The sequence below is a fragment of the Nonomuraea sp. NPDC050383 genome (assembly GCF_044459125.1).
Lineage (GTDB): Bacteria > Actinomycetota > Actinomycetes > Streptosporangiales > Streptosporangiaceae > Nonomuraea.
Genome location: NZ_JBITIP010000035.1, coordinates 1 through 14996, shown reverse-complemented (window position 1 = coordinate 14996; position 14996 = coordinate 1). Strand labels below are relative to the sequence as shown.

Genomic DNA, 14996 nt, shown 5'->3' with positions numbered 1-14996 from the left:
CGTTGTGATCGCGCCGGGGGCGGCGCGTCACCGGCGCTCGCCGTGGCGGGCGAGCTCCTCCACCGTCACGTGGGCCCCCCGGGTGTGCAGCGAGTCGAGAGCGCGCAGGTACGGCTCCGCGAACCGCTTGTCGTCGGCCAGGTCGCCGAAGAGCGCGCGGTTCTCGATGAAGGCCGCGGGCCGTTCGCGCTGCGACCTCGCGATGGCCGTCAGCTCGTCGCTCAGCCGGTCGACGACGGTGATCGGCTCGCCGCGCTCGTCCACGCCCTCGGCGTAGCGCGCCCAGGCGGCCACCACGGCGGCCGAGCGGGTCACCTCGCCGCCCCGCGCGAGCTGCTCGCGCACGACGGGCAGCAGCCACTTCGGGATCCGGTCCGACGACTCGGCGCACAGGCGCGCGATCGTGTCGCGCACCTCGGGGTTGGAGAAGCGCTCGATGAGGGTGCTCTTGTAGGCGTCCAGGTCGACGCCCGGCACGGGGCGCAGCGTCGGCGTGGCCTCGGCGTCCATGTAGCCGCGGACGAACGCGGCGATCGCGGGGTCGCGGGCGGCCTCGTGGACGTAGCGGTGCCCGCTGAGGTGGCCGAAGTAGCACAGCGCCTGGTGCCCGGCGTTGAGCAGGCGCAGCTTCATCAGCTCGTACGGCTCCACGTCGGCGACGACCTGCACCCCCGCCTCCTCGAAGGGCGGCCGGCCCGCGGTGAAGCGGTCCTCCAGCACCCACTGGGTGAACGGCTCGCAGACCACCGGCCAGGCGTCGCGGACGCCGGACAGCCGCGCCACGGACTCGCGCTCCTCGTCCGTGGTGACGGGCGTGATGCGGTCCACCATGGAGTTGGGGAAGGCGACCTCGGTCTCGATCCAGGCCGCGAGGGCGGGGTCGGCGAGGCGGGCGAACGCCGTGAACGTGCGGTGCGCCACGTCCCCGTTGCCCTGGATGTTGTCGCAGGACATGATCGTGAACGGCGGGATCCCGCGCTCGCGCCTGAGCCGCAGCGCCTCGGTGACGAGCCCGAACACGGTGGCCGGGACCGCGCCGGGCGCCGCGTCCGCCCGGATCGCGGGTGTCCGCGGGTCGAACTCGCCGGTGACGGGGTCGATGTTGTAGCCGCCCTCGGTGACGGTGAGCGACACGATGCGCACGGCCGGATCGGCCATCTTCTCGATGACCGCCCGCGGGTCGTCGGGGGCGAAGAGGTAGTCGACGATCGAGCCGATGACGCGGGCCTCGCGCGTCCCGTCCGGGTGCTTGAGCACGAGGGTGTAGAGGCCGTCCTGGGCGGCGAGCGCGTCGCGCATCCGCGCGTCGCCGGGCAGGACACCGACGCCGCAGACGGCCCAGTCGCGCGCCTTGCCGTCGTTCATCAGCCGGTCGAGGTACATCGCCTGGTGCGCGCGGTGGAACCCGCCCACCCCGAAGTGCACGATGCCGGCGGTGAGCCCCGAACGGTCGTAGGAGGGGACCGCGACCTCCCCGGGCAGGCTCGTCAGCGTGTCCTGCGTCAGTGCCGTCAGCGCCATGATCTCCCCTTCGGCGGCCCCCGCGCCGCCTCTACGCTCAGCATGGCCGGGCTTCCCCCGCTTCAAACGTACACCACTATGTAGCAGAAAGTAATCGATTGTTCGCTTTCTGCTACTTTCTGCGTTTTCGCCAACATGCGACCGCATCTGCCGGGAATCGAGCTGGAGGACGTACAACCGTCCACGCTCATGTACGGGGGGTAGTGATGTCGCTACGTGTCACGTTCGCCGGAGTCGCCACGGTCGCCGCGGTGGTGGTGCTGGGCGGGTCGCCGGTGCCGGCCGCCACCGGACGGGGGACGGCGGTCCTCCAGCAGGACACGATGTTCCTGCGGGAGGCCCACCAGGGCAACCTCACCGAGGTCGCCATCGGAAAGCTCGCCGAGGCCAAGGGAGCGTCCGACGCCGTCCGCTCGATCGGGGCCACGCTCATGGCCGACCACGCCAAGCTCGACATGGCGGTCCGGGAGGCCGCGCGGCGGCTGGACGTGGCGCTGCCCACTCGCCCCGCCCAGAAGCAGAGGGCGCTGCTGGAGCGCATGTCCACGCTGTCCGGTACCGCCTTCGACCGTGCCTGGCTCACCGCGATGGTCGCAGACCATCGCGAGGACGTGAAGAAATTCAAGACGGAGATCCGGGAGGGCTCGTCGGCCGTGGTCAAGGAGGTCGCGAAGTCCGGCCTGCCCGTCATCCGCAAGCACCTGAACGAGCTGCTGAGCGCCCAGAAGTGACGGCCGCCCGGCCCAACCCCCTCCGGGTGCTCCGCAGCAGGCACCCCGAAACCGACATATCGTAACGATCTGACAAAAGCCATAATGATCTTCTTCAGCCGGGGTACGGGATCGGACGGACCGGCCTGAGGAGGCGCGGTGATGGCCGAGAGCAGACTGTCAGCGGAAGAGCAGCGATCCCAGATCAGGAAGGCCGCCACGGCCAGCGTCGTCGGCACCGCCATCGAGTGGTACGACTTCTTCCTGTATGGCACGGCGGCCGCCACGGTCTTCGCCGGGGTCTTCTTCCCCAAGTCCACCCCCTACGCGGGCACCCTGTCGGCGTTCGCCACGTACGCGGTGGGCTTCGCGGCCCGCCCGGTCGGCGCCGCCATCTTCGGGCACTGGGGCGACCGGATCGGCCGCAAGGCCACGCTGATCGTGACACTCGTGATGATGGGCGTGTCGAGCGCGCTCATCGGCGTGCTGCCGAGCACCGCCAGCATCGGCGTGGCCGCGCCCGTCCTGCTCGTCGTCCTGCGCATCCTGCAGGGCATCGCGGTGGGCGGCGAGTGGAGCGGGTCGGTGCTGCTGTCCATGGAGTGGGGTGACCAGCGCAGGCGCGGCCTGATGGCGAGCTGGCCGCAGATCGGCGTGCCGATCGGCCTCATCCTCGGCACCGGCGCGATGTCGCTGCTGGCCGCCGTCGCGGGCGACGCGTTCAAGGACTGGGGCTGGCGCGTGCCGTTCCTGGCGAGCCTGGTGCTGGTGGCCATCGGCCTGTGGGTGCGGCTGCGCGTGATGGAGACCCCGCTGTTCAGCCGGCTCCTGCAGACGCGGCAGGTGGCCAAGCTGCCGGTCGTCGAGGTGCTCAAGCGGCACCCGAAGGAGGTCGTGCTCAGCGCGCTGCTGCGCGTCTCGGAGCAGATGCCGTTCTACCTCTTCACGACGTTCGTCATCACCTACATCACCGCGCCCCGCATCGGGATGTCCGAGACGTTCGCGTTCGCCGCCGTCACCTGCGCGGCGGTCGTCGAGCTGGTCGCGATCCCGTACTTCGGCCATCTCAGCGACCGGGTCGGGCGCCGGCGGCTCTACGCGCTCGGCGCGATCCTGCTCGCGATCATCGCGTTCCCGTACTACGCGCTGCTGAACACCGCCATCCCGATCGTCATCCTGCTCACGATCATCGTCGCGCAGTTGCAGCACGCGATGGAGTACGGCCCGCAGGCGTCACTCATCGCCGAGAACTTCCCGACCGGCCTCAGGTACGGCGGCGCCGGGCTCGGCTACCAGCTGGCCTCGGTCGTCGCGGGCGGCCCCGCCCCGCTGATCGCCACGTGGCTGCTGCACGACCACGGCTGGCAGGCGATCTCCATCTTCATGGTGGTCGGGGCGGTGATCGGGCTCGCGGCCACCCTGGCGCTGCCGGACCGCTCAAGGATCGACATCTCCGACGACGCCGCGTACGGCGCCACTCCCGCGTGACGCGCTCTAGCGTTCGGGCAGGGTGGGGTGCGGTGCGAGGTGGGCCAGGCCGGCCATGGAGGTGGTGATCGCCCAGCGCTCGTGGTCGCGCCAGGCGCCGTCGATGAACAGCAGCTCGGGCGAGCAGCCCTCGCTGCGGAAGCCGGCGCGCTTGACCAGATTCAGGGAGGCGTGGTTGCCGGGCTGGATCTGGGCCTCCAGCCGGTGCAGACGCAGCTCCTCGAAGGCGTGGCGCAGCACCAGGCCGAGTCCTTCGGACATGTACCCCTGGCCCGCGGTGGGCGCGAAGGCCGCGTAGGCGAGGGAGGCGGACTGGAAGCGGCCGCGGATGATGCTGTTGATGTTGACGACGCCGGCGATGGCACCGGTGCCGCGCAGGCAGACCAGCAGCGCCTCCTCGCCGGGCTGCTCGTACCGCGCGAGGTAGGCCCGGAACGCCTCCGGGGTGGAGGGCAGCGACATGTACGGCCCGTGCAGGGCGGTGCTGGCGTTCACCAGATCGAGGAACTCGTCCTGGTCGTCACCGGTGAGCGGGCGCAGGGTCACCCGGGGGGAGCCGTCCGCCTGCCGGGCTTCGTCGTCTTGTGCCATGGAGGGACAATAGCGGTCATCCTGGCTGGGCCAGCGTCCTGATATCATGTCCTTCATCGCCTAAGCCTTCTCGGTCCGGATTCGCGGCCCCGAGGAGGCTTTTTTCATGACTTCACACACCAACACCGCAGCCGCCGCAGGCACCTGGAAGCTGGGTGACCTCACGGTCAATCGCGTCGGGTTCGGTGCCATGCGTCTCACGGGCAGCGCCGCGTTCGACCTGGGCACGCCGAGCGACCGCGAACGCTCGATCAAGGTGCTCCGGCGCGCGATCGAGCTGGGCGTCAACCACATCGACACCGCCTCGTACTACTTCTCCTCGCTGCGCTCGGCCAACGAGCTGATCAACCGGGCACTGGCGCCGTACCCGGACGACCTGGTCATCACCACCAAGGTCTGGCCGGGCCGGGACCCCTCGGGCGCATGGTGGTGGGCCACGCCGGAGCAGTTGCGCGGCCAGGTCGAGGAGAACCTGCGCCAGCTGGGCCGTGACCACCTGGACGTGGTGAACCTGCGCATCCCCCCGAGCCGGAGGACCGGCTCGATCGCCGAGCACTTCGGGGCGCTGGCCGGCCTGCGCGAGGCCGGGCTCGTACGCCACCTCGGGATATCCAACGCCACGCCCGAGCAGCTGGCCGAGGCCCAGGCCGTCGCGCCGGTGGTCTGCGTGCAGAACCCCTACGGTGTCGGCGCGCCGGCCGCGGAGCAGGAGTTCCTGCGGGCCTGTGGTGAGCAGGCCGTCGCCTTCGTGCCGTTCTTCGCGATCGCCGGTGCCGGGCGGGAGGCGGGCGCGAGCGCGACCGACAGCGAGACGGTGCTCGCCGTCGCCCGCGCGCACGGTGTGACGCCCGCGCAGGTCCGGCTGGCGTGGACCCTCCACCAGGGGCCCCATGTGCTGGCCATCCCGGGCACCGGCAACCCGGATCACCTGGCCGACAACGTGGCCGCGGGCGCGCTGCGACTCTCGGAGGACGAGATGGCGCGCCTGTCGGCCCTTCACCAGGACAGCGAGTAGGGCAGGACGCCGGCCGGTGACCGTTCTACCGCTCCGGGGCTACCGCTCCGGGTCACCGGCCGGCCTGGCGGCCCAGCCGCCGTACTCATAGTCCGTGTACCGGCCGCCCTGGTAGTGCTCGGTGTACGGTCCCAGCTCCTCCGCGAAGTCCTCCGCGTCGTCCATCGGCGCGTATCCGAGAGCGCTCGCCCCGGCGCTCTGCGTCCACCACGACCGCGCGTTGCGCGAAACGCCGTAGACGACCACGTGTCCCAGCCCGGCCGGCGCCGTCAGGCAGGCCCGGTAGAGCCGGGCCGCGTCGGCGTGGCTCAGCCAGGTGTGCAGATGACGCGGTTCGGTGGGACGCTCCTCGAAGGACCCGACGCGCACGGAGATCACGTCGAGGCCGAAGCGGTCGGCGTACAGACTGCCCAGCGCTTCCCCGAAGGCCTTGGCCGCGCCGTAGAGCCCGTCGGGCCGGGCCGCCTCCCGCCCGTCGAGCAGCGTCCCCGCCGGGTAGAAGCCGGTGATCCGGTTGGAGCTGGTGTTGACGACGCGCCGGACGCCCTCCCTGCGGCACGCCTCGAAGACGTTGTGGACGCCGTGCAGATTGGGCCCCTTGATGGTGTCGAAATCGGTCTCGTCGGCGACGCCTCCCAGGTGCACCACCGCGTCGACGCCGCGCACGGCGGCTCGCACCTGCTCCAGGTCGGTGAGGTCGGCCGGGACGAATTCCTCGTGGGCGGCGAGCCCGTCGATGTCGCGGACGTCCGAGAGCCGCACCTGGGCGATCTCCGGCAGCAGGTCGCGCCTCAGCGCCTGCCCGATGTTCCCGGCCGCCCCGGTGACGAGGACGCGTGCGGGAAGCCCGGTCATTCCGGCTCACCGATCGCCGTCAGCCCCCTGAGGTAGTTGCTGCGCGTCGCCCTGGCCGCGTCGAGGCCGTCGTGGGCGGCGACCGCTTCGATGATCTCCTCGTGCTCGCGGGCGGAGCGCCCGTCAGGTCCCCGGTTGCGGAAGTACAGCGAGACCGTCCGGCTGGTGTGCAGCTCCAGCGAGTCGATCGCGGAGGTGAGGAACCTGTTGTCCGCCCGGGAGACCAGCACCCGGTGGAAGGCGACGTCGGCCAGGCGCGCCCGGCCGACGTCGCCCTCTCGCAGCGCGTCCAGCAGTTCGTCGTTGTGGGCACGCAGGGCGGCCACGTCGTCGCCGGTGGCGCGGGGCGCGGCGAGCTGGGCGGCCAGCGCCTGCAGGATGCCCAGCGGCGCGATGATCAGCTCAAGGTCGCCGGCGTGCGCCTCGGCCACCTTCGGCCGCCTGCGGGGCGGCATGGCCACCACGCCCTCGCGCTCCAGCTGGATCAGCGCCTCACGGACAGGGGTCCTGCTCACGGAGATCTCCTGAGCGATGGTGGCGTCGTCCAGGACCTCCCCCGGCGGCAGGTGACCCTCGACGAGGCGGCCCCGCAGGTAGGCGTATGCCACATCCCGCGCCGAAGTGACCAGATGCTCCATGCCTGACAATATATTGTATTTCAGGGATGGGTGGCGGGGCCTGCGGATCCGTTCCTGACCGGTCGGGTGTGGATCTTGGCCATGCACGCGGGTAGGGCCCCGCCCTGGTCATGACTGCGGGCCCGGTAGGCGCTCGGGCTCTCGCCGACCAGCTCGGTGAAGCGTGAGCTGAACGACCCCAGCGACGTACAGCCGACCGCGAAGCAGACCTCGGTCACCGAGAGGTCGCCGCGCTCCAGCAGCGCCTTGGCCCGCTCGATGCGGCGGGTCATCAGGTAGCTGTAGGGCGTCTCGCCGAAAGCGGCGCGGAAGCTGCGGGAGAAATGGCCCGGCGACATCAGCGCGTCACGCGCCAGCGCCGGGACGTCGAGCGGCTCGGCGTACTCGCGGTCCATCCGGTCACGGGCCCGCCGCAGCCGCACGAGGTCGCCCAGATCCTGGCGTTTCACCTGACCAGCTTCCCACACCACCCGAGATCGGCGGCGTGACGGGACACGTCGCGGACCGGTCAGGAATGGAGAAGCGCCGGTCGACGAGCCGCATCTAGCGTAGGCGTCATGGCGGTCACGCCGGTGTGACCCACGACCTCAAGGAGTGACCATGACGGGCTCTTCCACCCAGGGCATCAAGACTGTGCTGCACCCCGTGTCCGACCTGGCGAGGGCCAAGGCGGTGTACGCGGCGCTGCTCGGCGTACGGCCGCAGACCGACGAGTCCTACTACGTCGGCTTCGAGGCCGAGGGCCAGCACATCGGGCTGGTGCCGAACGGCGGACCTCAGGGCATGACCTCGCCGGTGGCCTACTGGCACGTGCCCGACATCGAGGCGAAGCTGGCCGAGGTGACCGCCGCCGGGGCGACCGTGAAGGAGCCCCTGCACGACGTCGGCGGCGGCCGCCTGGTGGCCACCGTCACCGACCCCGACGGCAACGTCCTCGGACTGCTGCAGGACCGATGAGCGCCGACCCCGTTCCCACGCGCTGCGGCGGGGTGACGGTGGATATCAGACATACTTCTCAAAGCTAACCAGACTCGGCCAGGCGGGCCCGTTCAACAGCTGGACCGACAGACAGATGGAGACACGATGAGCATGGCCACGAGGACGGACACGCCGCCGACGGCGCCGCACGCCGCCGACAGCCACGGTCTGATCCGCGTGTACGGCGCGCGGGAGAACAACCTCAAGGACGTCACCGTCGAGCTCCCGAAGCGCCGGCTGACGGTGTTCACCGGTGTCTCCGGCTCGGGCAAGAGCTCGCTGGTGTTCGGCACGATCGCCGCGGAGTCGCAGCGGATGATCAACGAGACCTACAGCACCTTCGTGCAGGGCTTCATGCCGACGCTGGCGCGGCCCGAGGTCGACGTCCTCGACGGGCTGACGACCGCGATCATCGTCGACCAGCAGCGGCTGGGTGCCGATCCCCGCTCCACCGTCGGCACCGCCACCGACGCGAACGCGATGCTGCGCATCCTGTTCAGCCGGCTCGGCCGGCCGCACATCGGCTCTCCCAAGGCGTTCTCCTTCAACGTCGCCTCGATCAGCGGAGCGGGCGCGGTCACGCTGGAGCGCGCCGGCAAGACCGTGAAGGAGCGACGCAGCTTCAGCATCACCGGCGGCATGTGCCCGCGTTGCGAGGGCACGGGCTCGGTCACCGACTTCGACCTGTCCGCGCTGTACGACGGCGGCCTGTCGCTCAACGAGGGCGCGCTGACGATCCCCGGCTACAGCATGGACGGCTGGTACGGCCGCATCTTCCGCGGCTGCGGCCTGTTCGACCCGGACAAGCCGATCCACGCGTACACCGAGGCCGAGCTCCACGACCTGCTCCACAAGGAGCCGACCAAGATCAAGGTCGACGGCGTCAACCTGACCTACGAGGGGCTGATCCCGAAGATCCAGAAGTCGTTCCTGTCCAAGGACCGGGCGTCGATGCAGCCGCACATCCGGGCGTTCGTGGACCGGGCGGTCACCTTCACCACCTGCCCCGACTGCGATGGCAGCAGGCTGAACGAGGGTGCCCGGTCCTCGCGCATCGGCGGGATCAACATCGCCGATGCGTGCGCGATGCAGATCAGCGACCTGGCCGAGTGGGTCCGCGGCCTAGACGAGCCGTCGGTGGCTCCGCTGCTGGCGACGCTGCGGCAGACGCTCGACTCGTTCGTCGAGATCGGGCTCGGCTACCTCAGCCTCGACCGGTCGTCGGGCACGCTGTCGGGCGGCGAGGCGCAGCGCGTCAAGATGATCCGCCACCTCGGCTCCTCCCTCACCGACGTCACCTACGTCTTCGACGAGCCCACCACGGGCCTGCACCCCCATGACATCCAGCGGATGAACGACCTGCTGCTGCGGCTGCGGGACAAGGGCAACACGGTGCTCGTCGTGGAGCACGAGCCGGAGACGATCGCGATCGCCGACCACGTCGTCGACCTCGGCCCCGGCGCCGGCACGGCGGGCGGCACCCTCTGCTACGAGGGCACCGTCGAGGGGCTGCGGGCCAGCGGCACCATCACCGGCCGCCACCTCGACGACCGGGCCCCCCTCAAGGAGACGGTGCGGACGCCCACCGGCACGCTGAAGATCCGCGGCGCGACGGCGCACAACCTGCGCGACGTCGACGTCGACATCCCGCTGGGGGTGCTCGTGGCCGTCACCGGCGTCGCCGGCTCCGGCAAGAGCTCGCTCGTGAACGGGTCCATCCCCGCCGGCGCCGATGTGGTGTCGGTCGACCAGACCCCGATCCGCGGCTCACGACGGAGCAACCCGGCGACGTACACCGGACTGCTCGACCCGATCCGCAAGGCGTTCGCGAAGGCCAACGGCGTCAAGCCGGCGCTGTTCAGCGCCAACTCCGAGGGCGCCTGCCCCGCCTGCAACGGCGCCGGTGTCATCTACACCGATCTGGCGATCATGGCGGGCGTCGCCACCCCCTGCGAGGAGTGCGACGGGAAGCGGTTCCAGGCATCGGTGCTGGACCACCACCTCGGCGGCCGCGACATCAGCGAGGTGCTCGCGATGTCGGTGACCGAGGCCGAGGAGTTCTTCGGCGCCGGCGAGGCGCGCACGCCGGCCGCGCACGCCATCCTGGGCCGGCTCGCCGACGTGGGGCTCGGCTACCTCAGCCTGGGCCAGCCGCTCACCACGCTGTCCGGCGGCGAGCGCCAGCGGCTCAAGCTGGCCACCCACATGGCCGACAAGGGCGGTGTCTACGTCCTCGACGAGCCGACCACCGGCCTCCACCTCGCGGACGTCGAGCAGCTGCTCGCCCTGCTCGACCGGCTCGTCGACTCCGGCAAGTCGGTCATCGTCATCGAGCACCACCAGGCGGTCATGGCGCACGCCGACTGGATCATCGACCTCGGCCCCGGGGCCGGCCACGACGGCGGCCGGATCGTCTTCGAGGGCACACCCGCCGACCTCGTCGCCGCCCGCTCCACCCTCACCGGCGAGCACCTCGCGGCCTACGTCGGCGCCTGACGGCAAGCCCTCGCCGAGACCCTCACCAGGGACCGGAGAGCCGGGGAGGCGGCCGCGGGCGGCGAGATCCCGCCGCCCGCGGCGTGCACCCTCACCGCGACGTCACCGGGACGTCGAGGTCAGCATGCCGTGCGGGTCGAGCACGTACTTGCGCGCCGCGCCCTCGTCGAACTCGTGGTAGCCCCGCGGGGCGTCGTCCAGCGGGATCGGCGTGGCGTTGACCGCCTTGGCGATCTGCACCCGGTCGTGCAGGATCGCCATCATGAGCTGGCGGTTGTACCTCATGACGGGGCACTGGCCGGTGACGAAGCTGTGCGACTTCGCCCAGCCGAGGCCGATGCGGATCGACAGTGAGCCGTGCTGGGCGGCCTCGTCCGCCGCGCCCGGGTCGCCGGTCACGTACAGGCCCGGGATGCCGAGCGCGCCACCCGCACGGGTGACGTCCATCAGCGTGTTGAGCACGGTCGCGGGCCGCTCCACCTCCGACTCGTTGCCGTGGCCCCGGGCCTCGAAGCCGACCGCGTCCACGGCGCAGTCCACCTCGGGCGCGCCGAGGATCTGCTCGATCTGGTCCTTCGGCTCCCCCATGGCCACGTTGACGGTCTCGCAGCCGAAGCTGTGCGCCTGGTCGAGACGCTCCTTGTTCAGGTCGCCGACGATGACGACGGCGGCGCCGAGCAGGTACGCCGAGCACGCGGCGGCGAGCCCGACCGGGCCCGCGCCGGCGACGTAGACGGTCGAGCCCGGCTTCACCCCGGCGCTCACGCAGCCGTGGAACCCCGTCGGGAAGATGTCCGCGAGCATGGCCAGGTCGAGGATCTTCTCCATCGCCCGTTCCTTGTCGGGGAACTTCAGCAGGTTCCAGTCCGCGTAGGGCACCAGGACGTACTCGGCCTGGCCGCCCACCCAGCCGCCCATGTCGACGTAGCCGTAGGCGGATCCCGGACGGTCCGGGTTGACGTTCTCGCAGACGCCGGTCTTGCCCTCCTTGCAGTTGCGGCAGCGTCCGCAGGCGATGTTGAACGGTACGGACACGAGGTCGCCGGTGTGGATGTACTCGACGTCGGAACCGGTGTCGATCACCTCACCGGTGATCTCGTGGCCGAGGATGAGCCCGTGCGGAGCCGTGGTGCGTCCGCGGACCATGTGCTGGTCGCTTCCGCAGATGTTCGTGGCGACGGCCTTGAGTATCGCCGCATGGGGCAGCTTGCGTCCCACGTTGCCCGGGTTCACCCCTGGGCCGTCCTTGAGCTCGTAATCGGGATAATCGGTCTCGCGTACCTCGACCTTGCCTGGACCTTCGTAGGAAACGCCCCTGTTACCAGGCATGACGAGCCCCCTCCCTCACGCGAAGTTGCGGATGGTCGTGCGATGTTCGCGGATGGGCATCACCTCTCGTGGCCGTGGCGCCAGCGGCGGCGGATGCCGTGCCCCACGCGCTCGTCGATGTGGTCGTGCTCCGGGCTGCGGGCCGCCGGGATGTCCCCGGCCGCGCCCCGCGCCGCCCGCCCGGGCTCGACGCCCTGCGGCTTGCGGGCGCCGACGACCTCTCCGGCCGTCCCCTGCTCGGCCTCCTCGGGCACCTCCCGCGCCGGGCGTGCCACCGCGTCGTACACCAGCACGGCGACCACGGCCCCGACGATCGGGCCGATGACGTACACGCCGAACTGCGCCCAGGGCGCGTGGCCGCCGAACAGGCTGGTCGTCAGGTACGGGCCGAAGGTGCGGGCCGGGTTGACCGAGCCGCCGGTCAGCGGGCCGATCACGAAGATCTCCCCGGCGACGGCCAGGCCGATCATCCATCCCGCCCACCCGGCCGGCGCGCGCCGGTCCACGGCCAGCGCCATGATCGTGAGCAGCAGCAGGAACGTCCCCAGCGCCTCCAGCAGGATGCCCTGCCCGTAGCCGACACCCGGCCCGAGGACGGTCTGCCCGGTCCCGAGGGCGGCCGCCCGGCGGCCGAAGCCACCCACGATGAGCAGGCCGCCGGCGAACGCGCCGACGAGCTGCGCCACGATGTAGAGCGGCACCTCCGACCACGGGAACCTGCGGCCGGCGGCGAGCGCGATGGTGACGGCCGGGTTGATGTGGGCGCCGGAGGTGGTGCCGAAGGCGTAGACGACGAGCGCGATCACCACGGCGAACGACAGCGAGATGAAGCCGAGAGCGGCGTAGGTGAGCGTGCCGTGCCCCATCACCAGCGCCGCCACCACCGCGCCGGGTCCGAAGAGCACCAGCAGCAACGTTCCGATGGCTTCCGCGACGAGACGCCGCGGTAGGTCTCCAACCATCGCAACCCCCGATGACGATGGTTCACATCCCCGAAAGGAGAGCCCCCCAATTTCCGAATATATACCCGGATCGGGCCCCTGAGCAGGTCAGACGAGACGCCGATGGGTGTCGTCCAGACGCTCGGTGAGACCGGTTCTGTCGAGGTGTTCGAGCAGCGGGACGGCCACCCGGCGGCTCGTGCCGAGGACGGTTCTGGCCTGGCTGACCGTGAACGGCTGCGGCAGGCGCCCCAGCAGCTCCGCCGCCCACGCGTCGGCGCCCGGCAGCAGCACGATCCCGTCTCCCACGCGCAGCAGCGCCCCGGCCCGCTCGGCCGCGGCCAGCTCGCGCGCGCCCAGTCCCAGCTCGGCCAGCCGGCTCGCGTCCGGCGCCTGGAACGGCCGGTCCGCCAGCTCCCGCCTCAGCCGCTCGACCGCCCTGGCCACGGGCGCGGGCAGGCCCGCGGGTCCGGCGGCGATCCGGCCCGCGGCGACGGTGAGCGGCGGCCGTACCAGCGCCGCGACCAGCCGCCGGTCGGGCAGGCCGAGCGCGTGGCGAGCCGCCTCGACGGGCATGCCGGGCTCCAGGGGGTTGGCCGCCGCGTGCCGCCGCACCACGTCCTCCAGCCGCCGGCCCTCCTCGGCCCAGCGGCCGGGGTCGGCGTACCAGCCGTCGCACACGGGCTGCGGCGCTCCTTCCGCGCCGGCGGCGGGATCGGCTCCCATGGCGCGCAGGTCGTCGGCGCGGAGCAGCCCGTGAAGACGCAGGGCGAACGCCGTCCCGGGCACCGCACCGTCCGGCGGGCCCGTCTCCTGGACGGCCGTCTCCTGGAGGGCCGTCTCCTGGAGGGCCGTCTCCTGAAGGGTCGTGGCCAGCAGGGCGGCCCGTTGACGGGCCGCGCCTCGGCGGCGCAGGGGCGGAGGGCGTACGTCGAGGACGGTCGCGGCGGCGAGCACCCGCACCCCGGAGCGGTCCCGTCCGGGGTCGCGGCCGGGGTCGCGCAGGAGCAGCACGTCGCCGAGGTGAAGCGGCAGCGGCCGGGCCAGCCGCAGCCGCGCGAACGGCCCGCCGAGGGGCCCGCCGAGGGGCCGGACCTCGCATGTCACCGCCGCCGACCCCACATGCACGGTCAGCCGCCCCGGCAACGCCCACCCCGCCCGTCCGCCCGGCCGCCCGCCCGCCCATCCGCCAGGCCCGCCGTCGAGGTCGTCGCCCGGCTCACCGCCCGCGCCGCCGTCCGCGCCGAGGTCGTCACCCGGCGGGTGATGGTCCGTGCGGCGAGGGGCGCCGACCGGCGAGACCCGCACGTCCACCTCCTCCGTGTACGTCCACCGGCCCGGCGTGACGAGTGTCTGCCCTCGTTCGGGGACGTCATGGCCGCGCAGGTTGACCGCCACCCGGGCGACCGCGGACACCGCGTCACGCGGCTCCTTCAGCGACTCCAGCGCCCTGACCCGCACCGGCTCCCCGGCGAGCAGCAGCTCGTCGCCCACCGTGATCGTTCCGGCGGGCAGCGTGCCGGTGACGACCGTCCCGCTGCCGGTCACGCTGAACGCCCGGTCCACCCACAGCCGGACCGGGGCCGCCGGATCGGGCGGCGGCAGCGCGGCCACGAGCCGGTCCAGCGCCGCCCGCAGCCGGTCCAGCCCCTCCCCGGTACGCCCACTGACGACCACCGTCTCGACCCCGCCCGGACCGCCACCTCCGGAGCCGGCCGCGTTCAGGCGGGCGCGGGCCTGCTCGGCCGCCGGCCCCGGGTCGGCCAGGTCCGCCCGGGTCACCACGAGCACGCAGTGCCGCACCCCCAGGGCCTCCAGCGCCACCAGGTGCTCCTCCGACTGCGGCATCCACCCCTCGTCGGCCGCCACCACGAACATGACGGCCGGCACCGGCCCCACCCCCGCCAGCATCGTGGCCAGGAACCGCTCGTGGCCCGGCACGTCCACGAACGCGAGGCGCTCCCCCGAGGGCAGGACCGTCCAGGCGTGGCCGAGCTCGATCGTGAGCCCGCGCCGCCGCTCCTCCTCCAGCCGGTCGGGCTCCATGCCGGTGAGCGCCCGTACGAGGGTGGACTTGCCGTGGTCGACGTGGCCGGCGGTGGCGACGACGTGTGTCATGCCGGCGCTCCCCCTCGGTCTTCGCCGGCTCCTCCGGACGGCCGTGCCGTCGCCGCGCACGCCAGCACGGCCCGTACGAGGTCGTCGTCGTGTTCGGGCGGGACGGCGCGCAGGTCCAGCAGCAGGCGGCCGTCCTCGATCCGGCCGACGACCGGCGGGTCGCCGGTCCGCAGCGGGGCGGCGAGCCGTTCGGGGAGGCTCACGGCGGCGCTCGGCAGCGTCACGCCGGGCGCGCCGCCCCCGCCCACGGCGGCGACGGTCGGCACCGCCCGCGCGTCGAGCCCCAGGGCGGCCGGCTCGGCGGACAGCCGGCCGG

General features: G+C 72.2%; 13 protein-coding genes and 1 pseudogene. 5 read left to right on the top strand and 9 right to left on the bottom strand.

From position 1 onward, the window contains the following. Positions 1-27: 27 nt before the first annotated feature. A complete protein-coding gene (locus ACIBG4_RS42045) occupies positions 28-1521 on the bottom strand; it encodes a mannitol dehydrogenase family protein (RefSeq protein WP_397208208.1) in 1494 nt (497 codons plus the stop codon). Between the two features lie 206 nt (positions 1522-1727). On the opposite strand from ACIBG4_RS42045, the gene ACIBG4_RS42040 reads away from it, so the two are divergent. After that, positions 1728-2252 (top strand): DUF4142 domain-containing protein, encoded by a 525-nt coding sequence (locus tag ACIBG4_RS42040; RefSeq protein ID WP_397208206.1) that lies wholly within the window; start codon positions 1728-1730, stop codon positions 2250-2252. A 141-nt stretch (positions 2253-2393) separates the two neighbouring features. After that, positions 2394-3719: an MFS transporter gene (locus ACIBG4_RS42035; protein ID WP_397208204.1), complete on the top strand. Its 1326-nt coding sequence runs from the start codon at positions 2394-2396 to the stop codon at positions 3717-3719. Positions 3720-3725: 6 nt separating this feature from the next. Here the strand turns inward: ACIBG4_RS42035 and ACIBG4_RS42030 are convergent, their stop codons facing one another. Further along, positions 3726-4310 (bottom strand): GNAT family N-acetyltransferase, encoded by a 585-nt coding sequence (locus tag ACIBG4_RS42030; protein ID WP_397208202.1) that lies wholly within the window; start codon positions 4308-4310, stop codon positions 3726-3728. A 106-nt stretch (positions 4311-4416) separates the two neighbouring features. Between ACIBG4_RS42030 and ACIBG4_RS42025 the strand changes: the two genes are divergently transcribed. Beyond that, entirely contained in the window at positions 4417-5325 is a 909-nt protein-coding gene (locus ACIBG4_RS42025; protein ID WP_397208200.1) for an oxidoreductase, read from the top strand. Between the two features lie 39 nt (positions 5326-5364). Here ACIBG4_RS42025 and ACIBG4_RS42020 read toward each other — a convergent pair whose 3' ends face one another. The 3 genes from ACIBG4_RS42020 to ACIBG4_RS42010 are packed head-to-tail and all read right to left on the bottom strand — an operon-like array spanning position 5365 to position 7213. After that, positions 5365-6180 (bottom strand): NAD-dependent epimerase/dehydratase family protein, encoded by an 816-nt coding sequence (locus tag ACIBG4_RS42020; RefSeq protein WP_397208198.1) that lies wholly within the window; start codon positions 6178-6180, stop codon positions 5365-5367. Beyond that, positions 6177-6818 carry a GntR family transcriptional regulator gene (locus tag ACIBG4_RS42015; protein ID WP_397208196.1) on the bottom strand — a complete coding sequence of 214 codons (642 nt, stop codon included), beginning with the start codon at positions 6816-6818 and terminating at the stop codon, positions 6177-6179. The genes ACIBG4_RS42020 and ACIBG4_RS42015 overlap by 4 nt, the downstream gene beginning before the upstream one ends. Positions 6819-6838: 20 nt before the next feature. Next, on the bottom strand, positions 6839-7213 hold the full coding sequence (locus ACIBG4_RS42010; protein ID WP_397208229.1) for a helix-turn-helix transcriptional regulator: 375 nt from the start codon (positions 7211-7213) through the stop codon (positions 6839-6841). Between the two features lie 205 nt (positions 7214-7418). Here ACIBG4_RS42010 and ACIBG4_RS42005 point away from each other — a divergent pair, with 205 nt between their 5' ends. Both ACIBG4_RS42005 and ACIBG4_RS42000 read left to right on the top strand, forming a co-directional pair. Next, entirely contained in the window at positions 7419-7775 is a 357-nt protein-coding gene (locus ACIBG4_RS42005; RefSeq protein ID WP_397208194.1) for a VOC family protein, read from the top strand. Positions 7776-7901: 126 nt separating this feature from the next. Continuing rightward, positions 7902-10292, top strand: coding sequence for an ATP-binding cassette domain-containing protein (locus ACIBG4_RS42000; protein ID WP_397208192.1), 2391 nt, complete (start codon positions 7902-7904; stop codon positions 10290-10292). Positions 10293-10394: 102 nt separating this feature from the next. Here the strand turns inward: ACIBG4_RS42000 and fdhA are convergent, their stop codons facing one another. From fdhA to ACIBG4_RS41980, 4 genes and pseudogenes are all read right to left on the bottom strand, one after another. Beyond that, entirely contained in the window at positions 10395-11621 is a 1227-nt protein-coding gene (fdhA, locus tag ACIBG4_RS41995; protein WP_397208190.1) for a formaldehyde dehydrogenase, glutathione-independent, read from the bottom strand. 59 nt (positions 11622-11680) lie between these two features. Continuing rightward, on the bottom strand, positions 11681-12583 hold the full coding sequence (locus tag ACIBG4_RS41990) for an MIP/aquaporin family protein (protein WP_397208188.1): 903 nt from the start codon (positions 12581-12583) through the stop codon (positions 11681-11683). An 87-nt stretch (positions 12584-12670) separates the two neighbouring features. Beyond that, positions 12671-14680, bottom strand: a complete 2010-nt coding sequence (locus tag ACIBG4_RS41985) for a SelB C-terminal domain-containing protein (protein WP_397208186.1) — start codon at positions 14678-14680, stop codon at positions 12671-12673. Beyond that, positions 14677-14996: pseudogene (locus ACIBG4_RS41980) on the bottom strand (hypothetical protein); the annotation flags it as partial. The pseudogene ACIBG4_RS41980 and the gene ACIBG4_RS41985, both read right to left, overlap by 4 nt.

Coding starts and splice junctions, on each gene's coding strand:
- ACIBG4_RS42045 (WP_397208208.1), bottom strand. CDS start 1,521: ATGGCGCTGACGGCACTGACGCAGGACACGCTGACGAGCCTGCCCGGG.
- ACIBG4_RS42040 (WP_397208206.1), top strand. CDS start 1,728: ATGTCGCTACGTGTCACGTTCGCCGGAGTCGCCACGGTCGCCGCGGTG.
- ACIBG4_RS42035 (WP_397208204.1), top strand. CDS start 2,394: ATGGCCGAGAGCAGACTGTCAGCGGAAGAGCAGCGATCCCAGATCAGG.
- ACIBG4_RS42030 (WP_397208202.1), bottom strand. CDS start 4,310: ATGGCACAAGACGACGAAGCCCGGCAGGCGGACGGCTCCCCCCGGGTG.
- ACIBG4_RS42025 (WP_397208200.1), top strand. CDS start 4,417: ATGACTTCACACACCAACACCGCAGCCGCCGCAGGCACCTGGAAGCTG.
- ACIBG4_RS42020 (WP_397208198.1), bottom strand. CDS start 6,180: ATGACCGGGCTTCCCGCACGCGTCCTCGTCACCGGGGCGGCCGGGAAC.
- ACIBG4_RS42015 (WP_397208196.1), bottom strand. CDS start 6,818: ATGGAGCATCTGGTCACTTCGGCGCGGGATGTGGCATACGCCTACCTG.
- ACIBG4_RS42010 (WP_397208229.1), bottom strand. CDS start 7,213: ATGGACCGCGAGTACGCCGAGCCGCTCGACGTCCCGGCGCTGGCGCGT.
- ACIBG4_RS42005 (WP_397208194.1), top strand. CDS start 7,419: ATGACGGGCTCTTCCACCCAGGGCATCAAGACTGTGCTGCACCCCGTG.
- ACIBG4_RS42000 (WP_397208192.1), top strand. CDS start 7,902: ATGAGCATGGCCACGAGGACGGACACGCCGCCGACGGCGCCGCACGCC.
- fdhA (WP_397208190.1), bottom strand. CDS start 11,621: ATGCCTGGTAACAGGGGCGTTTCCTACGAAGGTCCAGGCAAGGTCGAG.
- ACIBG4_RS41990 (WP_397208188.1), bottom strand. CDS start 12,583: ATGGTTGGAGACCTACCGCGGCGTCTCGTCGCGGAAGCCATCGGAACG.
- ACIBG4_RS41985 (WP_397208186.1), bottom strand. CDS start 14,680: ATGACACACGTCGTCGCCACCGCCGGCCACGTCGACCACGGCAAGTCC.